Annotated in this window: 10 protein-coding genes; 9 read left to right on the top strand and 1 reads right to left on the bottom strand. The window is 68.4% G+C overall.

Features of this window, described 5'->3' with window-relative positions; genetic code table 11:
- The first annotated feature begins 1 nt into the window (after position 1).
- The 4 genes from E0W60_RS31875 (at position 2) to E0W60_RS31860 (ending at position 4,253) form a co-directional block, all read left to right on the top strand.
- A complete protein-coding gene (locus tag E0W60_RS31875) occupies positions 2–1,471 on the top strand; it encodes a hypothetical protein (RefSeq protein ID WP_135706839.1) in 1,470 nt (489 codons plus the stop codon).
- Complete coding sequence (locus E0W60_RS31870) at positions 1,468–2,268, top strand: electron transfer flavoprotein subunit beta/FixA family protein (RefSeq protein WP_135706838.1); 801 nt, start codon at positions 1,468–1,470, stop codon at positions 2,266–2,268. The genes E0W60_RS31875 and E0W60_RS31870 overlap by 4 nt, the downstream gene beginning before the upstream one ends.
- Positions 2,268–3,227: an electron transfer flavoprotein subunit alpha/FixB family protein gene (locus E0W60_RS31865; RefSeq protein WP_135707129.1), complete on the top strand. Its 960-nt coding sequence runs from the start codon at positions 2,268–2,270 to the stop codon at positions 3,225–3,227. Before E0W60_RS31870 ends, E0W60_RS31865 begins: the two co-directional genes overlap by 1 nt.
- Before the next feature lie 228 nt (positions 3,228–3,455).
- A complete protein-coding gene (locus E0W60_RS31860) occupies positions 3,456–4,253 on the top strand; it encodes a TorF family putative porin (RefSeq protein WP_135706837.1) in 798 nt (265 codons plus the stop codon).
- 33 nt (positions 4,254–4,286) lie between these two features.
- Here E0W60_RS31860 and E0W60_RS31855 read toward each other — a convergent pair whose 3' ends face one another.
- A complete protein-coding gene (locus E0W60_RS31855) occupies positions 4,287–6,548 on the bottom strand; it encodes a PAS domain S-box protein (protein WP_135706836.1) in 2,262 nt (753 codons plus the stop codon).
- A 209-nt stretch (positions 6,549–6,757) separates the two neighbouring features.
- On the opposite strand from E0W60_RS31855, the gene E0W60_RS31850 reads away from it, so the two are divergent.
- From E0W60_RS31850 to E0W60_RS31830, 5 genes are all read left to right on the top strand, one after another.
- Entirely contained in the window at positions 6,758–8,338 is a 1,581-nt protein-coding gene (locus E0W60_RS31850) for a histidine kinase (RefSeq protein ID WP_240746029.1), read from the top strand.
- 193 nt (positions 8,339–8,531) lie between these two features.
- Positions 8,532–9,179: a two-component system response regulator NarL gene (gene narL / locus E0W60_RS31845; RefSeq protein WP_135706835.1), complete on the top strand. Its 648-nt coding sequence runs from the start codon at positions 8,532–8,534 to the stop codon at positions 9,177–9,179.
- A 266-nt stretch (positions 9,180–9,445) separates the two neighbouring features.
- A complete protein-coding gene (locus E0W60_RS31840) occupies positions 9,446–10,489 on the top strand; it encodes a DMT family transporter (protein WP_135706834.1) in 1,044 nt (347 codons plus the stop codon).
- A gap of 43 nt (positions 10,490–10,532) precedes the next feature.
- The gene (locus E0W60_RS31835; RefSeq protein ID WP_135706833.1) at positions 10,533–10,808 is read left to right on the top strand and encodes a hypothetical protein; all 276 of its coding nucleotides are present in this window, start codon (positions 10,533–10,535) and stop codon (positions 10,806–10,808) included.
- 173 nt (positions 10,809–10,981) lie between these two features.
- Complete coding sequence (locus tag E0W60_RS31830; RefSeq protein WP_135706832.1) at positions 10,982–12,406, top strand: pyridoxal phosphate-dependent decarboxylase family protein; 1,425 nt, start codon at positions 10,982–10,984, stop codon at positions 12,404–12,406.
- The last annotated feature ends 85 nt before the right edge of the window (positions 12,407–12,491 follow it).

Here is a 12,491-nt window from a genome sequence, read left to right as displayed (position 1 = left end):
GATGAAATTCACCGGTCGGCACTGGATGGAGCTGCTGCGGCGCGCGCGGGAAGACGCGGAGCCGTACCCCGCGGCCGCGCTCTATCCCTACGCCTCGGCGGTGCACCGGCAGTGGCTGGCGCCGCGCCTGTTCGAGGCGCGCCGCGACCGGCTGCTGCTGGCATCTGCGGCCTTCGTGGCGCCGCCCGTGCTGGCGCGGCTGGGTGCGGAAGCGCGCGACGATGCCATGGTCGGGCAGCGGCTCGCGCGCAATCCCGCCGCGCCAGCGGATTGCCTGGCTGCGCTCTGGCCGCGGGCGCGCAGCGAACGCATGCGACTGCTGCTGGCGCGGCACGCGCATATGCCGCGTGCGGTGCTGGCGCAGATCGCCGACGACACGGCGCAGGAGGAGATCCTGTGCGCGCTGTGCGAGAACGCGGGCGTCGCCGCGGACGTGCTGGCCGCGCTGCAGCAGCGGCACTTGCCGGTCCTGCAGCGGCTGCTGGCCATCAACCCGGCCACCGGCGAGGCCACCTTGCAGGCTTTGTGGCGCGATGCAGGCCAGGGGGACGAGGGGGACGAGGGCAACGGCGTAGCGGTGCGAGCCCAGATCCTGTTGCATCCGCATTGCCCGGACAGCCTGCTGCAGGCATTGCCGGCATCGGCGCTGGAGCGGCGCTGCCTGGCGCAGCAGGCGCGGGCCCCGGGGACGCTTCTGCGCCAGCTCGCGGCAGATGCCGATCCCGCCGTACGTCGTGCGGCAGCGGCGCACCCGGCCATACCCGCCGATGCCTTGCTGGCATGCTGCTTCGACGGCGATGCCGGTGTGCGCCGCGCGGTGGCGGGGCGCAAGGACCTGGCGGCGCGCATGGCGGGCTGGCTGCTGGAGGACACCGACCCCTGGGTGCGCCGCACGGTGGCACGCAACCCCGGCTGCCCGGTGGACTGGCTGGTGCTGGCCGCAGCGGATCCAGAGCCAGAGGTGCGGCGCTGCGCGGCGCGGCACCCGGGCTGTCCTGCGGGACTGCTGGAGCGGCTGGGCGCGGATCCCGTCGCCTGGGTACGGGCCGGCGTGGCCTACCGCGATGACCTGCCGTTGCCGCTGCTGCGCCGCCTTGCACGCTGCACGGACGTCGACGTACTGGCGGGCGTGGCACGTCATCCCGGCACCTCGCCCGCGCGGCTGGCGACGCTGGCGGCCCACCCGAGCGCCGATGTCCGCCGCGCCGTGATCCTCAACCGGAAGGCGCCGCGTGGCGTGCTGCTGGTGCTGCGTCACGACGGCTACGCCTTGCACCGCGCCATGGTGATCGAGCATCCCAACCTGACGGACGCGGACCGTTGGCGCATGCGCGGCGACCCCGACGCGCAAGTCCGCTTCCGCATCTTCGGCCATTTCGCCCGGCTGGCGGGCATGCGCGCGGCGCCGGCGCGGCGCCAGGCCATGCCGCGAGCCATACAACAAGCAGCGCAGACGATGGAGACGATATGAAGATACTGGTGACGATCAAGCAGGTGGCCACGCTGGACGAGGACTTCGAGATTCGCGACGACGGCCGCGACATCGATCCCGACTTCCTGGTGCACGACCTGAACGAGTGGGACCACTACACCCTGGAGGAGGCCATGCGCCTCAAGGAGGGGCCGGGCGGCGAGGGCATCGAGGTGATCGTGGCCACGGTGGGCCCGGACAGCGCGGACGAAGAGTTGCGCAAGTGCCTGGCCAAGGGCGCCGACCGCGCCATCCGCGTCTGGGACGATGCGCTGGAGGAATCCGACCCCATCGCCGTGGCGCGGGTGCTGGCCGCGCTGGCACGCCGCGAGTCCGCCGACCTGGTGTTTGCCGGCGTGCAGGCTTCCGACCACGCATTCGGCGCGACCGGCATGGCGCTCGCCGGGCTGCTGGATGCGCCCCATGCGGCGGTCGTTGCGACGCTGGAATACACCCCGGGTGATGGCAAGGCAACGGTGCGGCGCGAGCTCGAAGGCGGCACCTATGCCGCGGTGAAGATCGACACGCCCGCCGTGCTCACGCTGCAGCTCGGCATCAACACGCCGCGCTATGCCTCCTTGCGCGGCATCAAGCAGGCGGCCTCGCGGCCGATTGAAGTGGTGTCGCCGGAAGACATCGGCCTTGCCGCCGGCGAGGCTGGTGCGGCGGGCTCCCTGTCGCGGGTGCGGCGCATGTACGTGCCGGAGAAGGGCCGCGCGCAAATGATCGGGGGCACCCCGGCCGAGCAGGCGTCGCAACTGGCAAAGATCATCAAGGAATACAGGGGAGAAGCATGATGACGGGCATTCTGGTGGTAGGTGAGCATCGCAAGGGCGAGCTGCGTCCGGTCAGCCGCGAACTGGTCGGCCTGGCCGTCAGCCTGAAGGCGGCAAGCGGCCAGCCGGTGCGGGTGGCGGTGATCGGCGCCGATCCGGGGCGCTACGCCGAGGCGCTGAAACTGGCGGGCGTGGATGAGATCGTGACGGTGCAAAGCGCGGACGATGCCTTCGATCCGGAAGTATATGAAGCGTCGGTGCGCGCGCTGATTGCTGCCGGCAAGCCGTCGCTGGTCTTGCTGCCGCATAGCGTGGATACGCTGGGCTATGCGGCGCCGCTGGCGGTGCGTGATGGCCATGGCTTTACCACCGACGTGTTCAAGGTCGAGCGCGATGGCGATGGCTGGGTGGCCACGCGTTCCGGATACGGCCAGAAGGTGAACGTCGAGATGGAGTTCCCCGATCGCGCCACCGTGGTGCTGACGGTACGGCCGGGCTCGTTCAAGCCCGTGGAAGCGGCCGGGACACCGGCGGTGTCCAGCCAGGCGGCACCGCAGGTCGCGCCGCGCAGCCAGCACCTGGCCTTCGAAGAGCCGGCCGGCGGCGACGATGTGGACATCCCGGGCGCGGACTTCATCCTCTCGATCGGACGCGGCGTGGGCGAGGAAGACAACGTCGAGCAGTTCAAGGAGCTGTCGGATTCGGTGGGCGCCACGCTGGGCTGCTCGCGGCCGATCGCCGATTCGGGGTGGCTGCCGAAGTCGCGGCAGGTGGGGCAGTCGGGCAAGACCGCCGCCAACTGCAAGCTGTACGTGGCGATGGGCATCTCGGGTTCGGTCCAGCACATGGCCGGCATGAAGCATGTGGACACCATCATCGCCGTCAACACCGACCCCGAGGCTTCCATATTCACGATTGCGAAGTACGGCATCGTGGGCGACATCTTCGATATCGGCAAGGAGCTGCGCAACCATTTCTGAGGTGGATGGTGCAGCAAGCCGACGGCGGGAACCTGCCGGCGGTGACCTTCCTCGCCCGGTTGCACCCGCCCTCCGTCCGCATGGGAGAGGGCCCGGGTGAGGGGGGTATGGCAAGGCGCCAGCCGGACCAGAGCGCCGCGGCATGGGGAGCAACAACAAGCCACCAACAGTACGCCACCAACAATACGCAGTCGATGCAGCGCAAACATTCCTTGCCAAGGATCAAGCATGAAACTGTCCTCGCAATCCTGGTCCAGGGCCTTCGCCTCGGGTTGCTTGCTGGCCTGCGGTGCAGGCGCGGCCCCAGGCGTCTTCGCGCAGGAGGAGCCGAAGCCGCCCGCCAGCCCCCATACCTTCAGCGCCAATGTCGCGCTGATGAGCAACTACGTCTTTCGCGGCATCACCTACACGCAGGACCGGCCTGCCTTGCAGGGCGGCTTCGACTACGCGCACGATAGCGGTCTCTACGCTGGCGTCTGGGCGACCAACGTCAGCAGCAAGGCGATCAACGGCGCCAGCCTTGAGATGGACCTGTACGGCGGCTTTACCAAGTCCTTCGGCGACTGGCGCTTTGATGTCGGGCTGCTGCAGTTCTACTATCCGGAAAACCCCAAGCTGCCGGGCTCGGACGAGAAATACAACACGCTGGAACTGTACGGCGCGGTCGGCTGGAAGTTTGTGACCCTGAAATACTCCAGCACGCTGACCGACTTCTTCGGCTTCAACAGCGCATCGATGGGGACCAACCAGGGCAGCTCGCATGGCAGCGGCTACCTGGAGCTCAACGCCGATGTCCCGCTGCCGGAAGACTTCGTGCTGGGGCTGCATGTGGGCCGGCAATGGGTGCGCAACTACGGCGCCTTCAACTATACGGACTGGCGCGCCGTGGTCAGCAAGAGCTTCGGCACCGGCTGGACCGTCTCGTTGGCCTACACGGGGACGAATGCCGATCGCAGCCTGTGGGTGGCCGACGGCAAGCGGCTGGGCACCGCGCACTGGATACTCGGCCTGAAACGCGTGTTCTGAGCACTGGCTGCCATGGAGCGGGGCGGCGGCAGGCTAGGCGGCCGGCGCGATCGGCTCGGCCACGCCAACCCGGTGGATGAGGCGGCTGCCAAAGGCGCCGGCATCGCCGGCGGCCACCACGGGGATGTCGTGCAGTGCCGCAATCCGCAGCAGGCGTTCGAGCCGGATCCGTGCCATGGCGGCCTGGTCGACCCCGATGCGCCAGAAGTCGGCGAGCAAGGCCCACGTGGGAAAGGGCTCGCCGTCGCGACTGGCGGCCGGGGTAAGGTCCACGCCGACACGCACGCCACGGCTGCGCAGGCCGGCCAGCGTGGCTTCGAGATCGGCCAGTCCCGGGTCGACCTGTTGCGGCAGGAGCAGGTCGACCCGGGTGGCGCCGGGCTGGCCCGCGATGGCAAGCAAGGCGCCGTGTATCCCTTGCAGTATGGCCGCATCGAGCGGTACGACATCGATGCACAGGCACAGGCGCTGCTGCGGCTTCAGATGAAGACGGGCCTCTGCGAAGATGGCGAGCAGATAGCGCTCGACCACGGCCTGCAGCGTGCCGGCGCGGCACGCATGCAGGAACATGTGCTCGGCAGGAATCAGGCCGGCGCGTGGGCTGTGCCAGCAGGCCGTGCCTTCGGCCCAGCCCGGCTTGTCGCCGAGCGGCCTGACCTGGGCCAGGCTGACCTGCAGGCGCAGCGTGTCGCAGGCACGCGCAAATTCACTGGCCGAGCGTCGCCAGGCTTGCGCGACATGCCTGGCGGACTCGCCGGCGAAGGCGTAGCGCACGGTGCCGCTTGCGGTCTGCCAGCGGGCCGAATACACGGCGTGCAGCGCGTCGCGCAGCATGGCGCGGGCGTCGGTGCCGGCCTCGGTGCTGAATGCAATGCCCAGCCTGGCGCTGATGGAAATCGAGGTGCCGTCGAGGTCGAAGGGCGTGTCCAGCATGCCGGCAATGGTGTCCACCAGGGTCAGCGCGGCGATGACGCCACCGAGCTGGCGGTCTGCCGGTGCGCAGCCGGCGGGGGCTTCGGCGCAGGCGGCCGCGTCGCCACGGGTTGGCGCTTCCAGCGCGAGAATGGCGAACTCATCGCCGCCGCTGCGGCCGGCGGAGATGCCTGGCCCGCACCACGCCGCGAGCCGCTCCCCGAGCCGGCTCAGCAGCTGGTCGCCAAACGCGCGGCCGTGCCGCTCGTTGATCCGCTTGAGATTGTCGACGTCCAGGCACAGCAGCATGAAGGTCGCGCCGTACTGCAGCGCAAGATCGACGCGATCGAGCAGCAGGGCACGGCTCTTCAGGCCGGTGAGCCGGTCGCGCAGCGGCTCCCGCTCGGCACGTTCCTCGTCGCGCTTCTGGCTGCTGATGTCGGAGATAAAGCCCTCGATCGCCAGCAGGGTGCCGTTGCCCGCGTAGATCCCGCGGCTGCGCTCGTCGACCCATTTCTCCTGGCCGGCGCGCGTGCGGATGCGGTAGCGCAGGTGGAAGGCCTTGCGCTGCTCGAGCTGGCTCTGCACGTAATCCCAGACATAGGCGCGGTCTTCAGGATGGATCAGTTCGTCGTAGGACGGGTGGTTGAGCAGGTCGACCGCTTCCAGGCCGGTCAGTTCGAAGCAGCCATCGCTGACGAACTCCATGGTCCAGCGGCGGTCGTTGCGGCAGCGGAAGGCCATACCCGGGAGATGGTCCAGCAGGGTCGACAGGCTGCGGTCGCGTGCGCGCAGCACGTCTTCGGCGCGTTTGCGGGAATGGATGTCGGTCATCATGCCGGTGGTGCCGCTCACCTGGCCGTGCCCGTCGAAGCGTGGCCGCAGCCTGACTTCCACCCAGCGCTGCTGCCCGTCATGGCGGATCAGGCGGGTCTCGTAGCGGCAGGCATCGCCATGCTGCGAGAGGATCGTGAGAAACTGCTCGCGGTTGAGCGCCTGCTCGTCCGGGTGGACGTAGCGGAACAGCGGCGTGTGCAAGCTGACGTGCACATCCAGCATGGTGATGGACTTCCAGGCATGATTCAGGAAATCAAAGGCAGCCTCGGCGTCGGTCTCGAAGACGATGTCCTCGAGACCGTCGATCAGCGCACGGTAGTCGTGAAGGGGCGGGATCGGGCCAACGCCGGGGCGCGGCACCGCGGCGGCGGCAGGCCGGCCCGGCGCGCGCCGGTTGGTGGCCGCGGCCGCTACCACCAGGCCGAGCGCGCCGCCGAGGCACGCCACGGCAAGCGGTGTACTGGACGGCAGCCAGCCCATGGTGGCGCCGATGGCATAGCCGCACGCAGCGGCTGCGCCGGTCAGGTACAGCCACACGGTCAGCATGATGCTCCCCTCGCGTGGAACCTGTCCGCATGCAAGACGCGCGTACGCTTTGCATGCGAACAGACCCTGGCCGCGCTTGTCTCCTTTTATATTCCCGCGTTCCTTCGTTATGCTGGTAATCGAACGCTCTGGGCTGAATGCGCGTTGCGACCCAAGGTGAACCCATGAATCTCAATTCCGTACCCGGCAGACGCGCCCCGCAATCATACTTGCTTTTCCTTGCCCGGCAACAGCGCGCGGTGCGGGCCTGGGCCGTGGTGATCACCGTGGCGGCGCTGGCGGCGCTGGCGCTGATGGTGCAACCCATCCTGACCGCGGCCTGGTCCAGCGAGGCGGTGAGCTTCCTGAGCAAGGCGGCCGAATTGCGCCAGCGCGGCAGCGGCTTCGACCAGCGCAACGAAGCCGGACGGGAGGGGCGCCAATGGCTGGCGGAAACGCGCCGGCTGCTGTCCGACCCGCCATTCGGCGCGGGGCTGGCGGACGAAGGGCAGGCCCATGCCTACGGTACGGTGTCGGCAGCCATGCCGGTGCTTGAGCAGGCGGCCGTCGATGTATCCGAGGCCTTGCAGCGCCACTTGCGGGTGGATATTGCGGTCCGCATTGCCTTGCTGATCGTGGCCGCCGGTGGCGTGCTGATCGGCCTGGGGATGCGCCGCCAGGCGCGTGAGGCGCGCGCGCCGGCAGGCGACATTCCCGCGGAGCGCAAGGACCGCTGGCTCAGCCTGCTCGAGCAGGTGATGACAGCGCTGTCCGGCGAGTCGCTGGGGGCGCAGGCCTTGCGCAATGTGTGCGAGGCGGTGGCCGGCGGGCTCCAGGCGCGCGCCTGCTGCATCTGCCTGGACGACGAGACCAGCGAGGCGCTCGAACTGCCGGAAGTCGTGCACGCCGGGGAGCTGGGGTGGGCGCAGGTGGAGCGTGTGCGCGCGCTCACGGTGGCGGGCCCGCACATGGTGTTCGAGCTGGCGGAGCAGGGCGGGCACGCCGAGGTCGGGCTCGCGGTGCCGATCAGCGACGGCAAGGAGCGCTACGGGCATCTCTTCGTGCTGTTCCGGACGGCGCAGGACTGCCAGGCGCAAGGCAGCCAGATCGGCGAGGCGATCGGGCGTCACCTGTCCCTGGCGATCGGCAACTTCCGGCGCATGCAGGAAGGGCGCCGGGTAGCGCTGATCGAGGAGCGCACGGCCATGGCGCGCGAACTGCACGACTCGCTGGCGCAGTCGCTGTCCTACATGAAGATCCAGGTCAGCCGCCTGCAGACCCTGGCCGACCGAGGGGACGCGCGCGAGGGCCTGGAGGCGACCGCGGAAGAACTGCGCGACGGCCTGAACGGCGCCTATCGCAAGCTGCGCGAACTGATCACGACGTTCCGCACGCAGATCAATGTACAGGGCCTGGCCGCGGCGCTGGAGGAGGCCCTTGATGAGTATGGCGCGCGCAGCAGCGTGGCCATGACGCTGGACAACCGGCTCAAGGGCTGCCAGCTCAGTGCCAACGAAGAGTTCCATATCGTGCAGATCGTGCGCGAGGCCCTCTCCAATGTCGTGCGCCACGCGGGTGCATCGCAGGCCACCGTCAGGCTGCTGCCGGAGGAGAATGGCGCGATCGCCATCGTCATCGAGGACGATGGACTGGGCTTCGAGCCGGCCGCGGATCCGCGCAACCAGCACGGCACTGCCATCATGCGCGAGCGCGCATTGAGCCTGGACGGTGCGTTGTCGATCAGTCCCAGGCCGGGCGGCGGCTCCTGCGTTTCGGTCCAATTCCGTCCGGTGCGGCAGCCTGAGTGGTGAGCGTCAGCGCACAATCGGGAAAACCCCAGTCGCGCTGGCATGCGCTGACGCCTTCCCCAAAACCGGGGATGCCGGTAGTATTTCCGTTGCTCTCGCAAACAACCGCCGATACAGGCGGCAATGCGTCCCGCAGAAGTATCAGGCCGGATCAGGAACCGGCAGCGTGGCTGCAAAAAATACGGAGACAACGGCCATGGAAACGAGCAACACGGTTCTGGTCATCGACGATCACGCCTTGTTCCGCAAGGGTCTCGCGCAACTCATCGGCATGGACCAGGACTTCCGTGTCGTCGGCCAGGCCTCCTCCGGCGCGGAGGGCGTGGACATGGCAGTGCGCATGCAGCCGGATGTCATCCTCATCGACCTGAACATGCCGGGCATGAGCGGCATCGAGACCATCGGCGCCTTGCGCGAGAAGCACGTCGACTCCCGCTTCATCATGCTGACGGTATCGGATAACGAACGCGACGTGGTTTCCGCGCTGCGCGCCGGAGCGCATGGCTACCTGCTCAAGGACATGGAGCCGGAAGACCTGTGCGACTGCCTGCGGCGCGCGGCGAATGGCGCCTCGGTGCTGAGCGATTCCGTGACCGGCAGCCTGATGGAGGTGGTCGCGTCCAACCAGCGCGTGCCCGCCGCCCAGGCTGACCTGACCAGCCGCGAGTCCGAGGTGCTGGACTTCCTGGCGGAAGGCCTGTGCAACAAGACCATCGCCCGCCAGCTCGGCATCAGCGTTGGAACCGTCAAGGTGCACGTCAAGCACGTGCTGTCCAAGCTCAATCTTCACTCCCGTCTCGAAGCCGTGGTCTGGCGGCACGGGCAGCAGAAGCCGCGGCACTGAGCTAGTCCCCCCAGCGCAAGTCAGCACCGCCTGCCGCGCCGCGCGGCACGGCGGCGTTCGCGCTCTCGTCCCCTCGCACTACGCGCATTTTTCCGCCAAGTATGCCGGCCGCGCATGCCTCTTTGTAGGTATCTCTCCTTTGGATTATTGTGCCGGCCCCGCGCCCCTCCAATAATCCAACGCACATGTTCGTGCGGTCCTTTCCGTATGTGGACATGAGGCTCGAATCAGGCGTGCATTCCGACGCGCCCACCACAGGAGGATTCATGACGACCGTCGGCCAAGCGAAGGTGAGTTTTCGTGCCCGCAGCATCCGCTGGGGCTTTATCTGGGCGCTGTGGTGTGCGGTCTTGTGGGGTGCGTGGTACGTGCCCGGCGCCGCGGTGTGGAAGGAGGCGCCGTTCGCCGCCATGGACATGGCCAACCCGCGCCAGTTCCTGACGGCGGCGGCGGTTATCACGACCTTCAACGCATTCTCGGTGCTGCTGTTCCTCTTCCTCTGGCTGATCGTGCTGGACAAGTTCAAGGACTTCGGCCGCACGCTGGTCCAGGTGCGGCGCATTTCCAAGTGGTACTTTGCCGCGGCGATCTTCGGTGGGCCGATGGCCATCTTCGGCTCCTTCCTTGCCATGGGCTACGTGGGCGCGGTGTTCGCCGCCATTGCCGGGCTCTTGTATCCCATCGTCGGCGCCAGCATCGCCCGCGTCTGGTACAACGAGAAGATTACGATGCGTGCCGCGCTGGGCATCCTGGTCATTATCGGCGGCGGCGTGGCAATCTACGCGCCCGGCATCCTCGGCGAGCTTTCCGGCGCGTCCGGCAAGCACACGTCGTGGCTGGGCTACCTCGGCGGCGCCATGGCGGCGCTGGGGTGGGGCGTCGAAGGGGCGCTTGCCGGGCGCGCGCTCGATGTCACCGATCCTGACTGCGGCATCACCGTGCGCTTCACTGCCGAGGCCCTCTACTGGCTGTGCCTGGTCCTGCCGGCGCTGGCACTGTTCGGCGACATCGACGTGATGCGCATGATGGCGCAGACCTGGAACCTGAAGGCGATGACCTGGCTGCTGCTGGCGGGCATCACGTTCGGCTTCTGCTACGTGTCCTGGTACAAGTCCTTTCCGCTGATCGGCGTCGGCCGGGGCCAGGCCATCGCAGCGCTCTATGGCGCCTTCGCCGTGGTGTTCCTGGCCGCGTTCACGCTGCAGTTCCCGGCGTGGAACTTCCTGCTGGGACTGACGCTGGTGGTATCGGGCGCTTTCCTGATGTACACGGAGAAGAGCGACGTCCTCGAAGTGGTCCGTGCGCTGTAACCCGTTCTGGACATGTGGGTGGTTCTCAATCCGGAGATGAGAGATGGCGAAGGTGCATATCAAGGGATTCATACTGCAGCAGATCGCGGGGACGGACGGCATGTGGGATAGCGATATCGCCGCCTCGGTATGCCAGGAGTACGGCAAAGGGGGAAACTACTGGGCCGGATCCGTGCGGGTCATCCTGACCGACCTGTATTCGGGCGGGCTGCTCACCAGCGTGGAGGAGAAATTCGACACCTGCGCCGACAAGATGCGATTCCGCTTCCGGTTGAGCGATTTCGGCCGGCAGCGCATGCGCGACACGGGCTTGCTTTGACAGCGGCGCAGCACCGGTGCTGCGCAACCACACACTAGGAGATTGCCATGTCGGATTTCTGGGGCTATGCGGGCGCCGATGTGCTTGCCATTGTCATCATCACGGCGTTGAGCCTGGTCGCGCTGTACCACGCCAGGACGTTCGTGACGAAGATCTAGAGATTGAAAGCCGGCATGTCGTGCAGGGAAACGGAAGACCTCGATGTGCTTGCCCGCGCGGCTGCCGCCGCCACGCGCTACCGCCAGGCGGCAGGCGCGGCGCGGACGTGGCCGGCCACTTCCTATGCGGACTGCCGCGAGGCCTGGGATGCGCCCACCCCGGAAGCCGGCACGCCGGCGGACGAAACCATCGAGGCCCTGCGCGCACTGGCCGAGCCCGGCCTGCTCGCCACCACGGGCCCGCGCTTCTTCGGCTGGGTGGTCGGCGGCTCGCATCCGGTCGGGGTCGCCGCAGACTGGCTGACCAGTGCCTGGGGACAGAATTGCGCCAACCATCGCGGCGCGCCTGCGGGCGCCGCAGCGGAAAACACCGCGGCCCGCTGGCTGCTCGACATCCTGCGCCTGCCGGGTACCGCCTCGGTCGGCTTCGTCACCGGCGCCACCATGGCCAATTTCGTCTGCCTCGCGGCTGCGCGCACGCAGGTACTGCAGCGCGCCGGGTGGGATGCCGAGACGCAAGGCCTGTTCGGCGCACCGCGCATCCAGGTGCTGATCGGCGCGGAGGCGCATACCTCCGTCTACGCCGCGCTGCGCCTGCTCGGCTTCGGTAGCGCTTGCGTGTCGCGCGTGCCGGCGGGCCGTGACGGTGCCATGCGTGCCGCTGACGCGCAAGCCGCGCTGGCGGGCGGTGCGGGCCCCGCCATCGTGATCGCTCAGGCCGGCCACATTCATACCGGCGCCTTCGATCCGGTCGCGCAGATGCTGCCTGCCATCCGCGCCCGCGGCGCCTGGCTGCACGTGGACGGCGCCTTCGGCCTCTGGGCCAGGGCCTGCCCTGAAACCGCGGCGCTGGCCGCCGGATTCGAGGCGGCGGACTCCTGGGCGACCGACGGGCACAAATGGCTGCAGGCCCCCTATGACAGCGGCTACGCCATCGTCGCGCACCCCGAGGCGCACCGGCGTGCCATGACTGCCGCCGCCAGCTACCTGCCGCTGGCGGATGGCGATGAGCGCGATCCCTCCCACTACGTGCCGGAGCTCTCTCGCCGCGCGCGCGGCTTCGCCACCTGGGCCATGCTGCGCCACCTGGGACGCACCGGTGTTGCCGGGATGATAGCGCGGCACTGCCGGCTGGCGCGCCGGCTGGCAGCGCGGCTGGGGCAGGAAGCCGGCATTGCCGTGCTGAACCGCATCTCGCTCAATCAGGTGCTGCTGCGCTTCGGCCCGGAGGAAGACCCCGTCGCCGCCGACCGCCTGACCCGTGCCGTAGTCGCACGGGTGCAAACCGCGGGTGAATGCTATGTCGGCGGTGCCGACTGGAGGGGCCGGGCCGTGCTGCGGATGTCAGTGATTTCCTGGGCCACCACGGAGGAGGACATCGACCTCGCGGCCGGGAGCATTGTCAACGCGTGGCGGGCTGTGGCCGGAGAAGACCGGTAGCGCGTTTGCTCGGCCCGCCGTGACCGCTAAAGCAGCGAAAAATTACGGTCCAAGCGTTCAACCAACCAACCAACCAACCAACCAA

The organism is Cupriavidus oxalaticus (assembly GCF_004768545.1).
In the GTDB taxonomy this organism is placed as follows: Bacteria; Pseudomonadota; Gammaproteobacteria; order Burkholderiales; family Burkholderiaceae; genus Cupriavidus; species Cupriavidus oxalaticus_A.
This window is presented reverse-complemented; position numbering and strand designations above follow the sequence as displayed.

What these genes read in the sequence shown, in the direction of transcription:
- E0W60_RS31840 (WP_135706834.1), top strand. Translation starts at nt 9,446, where the DNA reads ATGACGACCGTCGGCCAAGCGAAGGTGAGTTTTCGTGCCCGCAGCATC.
- E0W60_RS31875 (WP_135706839.1), top strand. Translation starts at nt 2, where the DNA reads ATGAAATTCACCGGTCGGCACTGGATGGAGCTGCTGCGGCGCGCGCGG.
- E0W60_RS31865 (WP_135707129.1), top strand. Translation starts at nt 2,268, where the DNA reads ATGACGGGCATTCTGGTGGTAGGTGAGCATCGCAAGGGCGAGCTGCGT.
- E0W60_RS31870 (WP_135706838.1), top strand. Translation starts at nt 1,468, where the DNA reads ATGAAGATACTGGTGACGATCAAGCAGGTGGCCACGCTGGACGAGGAC.
- narL (WP_135706835.1), top strand. Translation starts at nt 8,532, where the DNA reads ATGGAAACGAGCAACACGGTTCTGGTCATCGACGATCACGCCTTGTTC.
- E0W60_RS31860 (WP_135706837.1), top strand. Translation starts at nt 3,456, where the DNA reads ATGAAACTGTCCTCGCAATCCTGGTCCAGGGCCTTCGCCTCGGGTTGC.
- E0W60_RS31855 (WP_135706836.1), bottom strand. Translation starts at nt 6,548, where the DNA reads ATGCTGACCGTGTGGCTGTACCTGACCGGCGCAGCCGCTGCGTGCGGC.
- E0W60_RS31830 (WP_135706832.1), top strand. Translation starts at nt 10,982, where the DNA reads ATGTCGTGCAGGGAAACGGAAGACCTCGATGTGCTTGCCCGCGCGGCT.
- E0W60_RS31835 (WP_135706833.1), top strand. Translation starts at nt 10,533, where the DNA reads ATGGCGAAGGTGCATATCAAGGGATTCATACTGCAGCAGATCGCGGGG.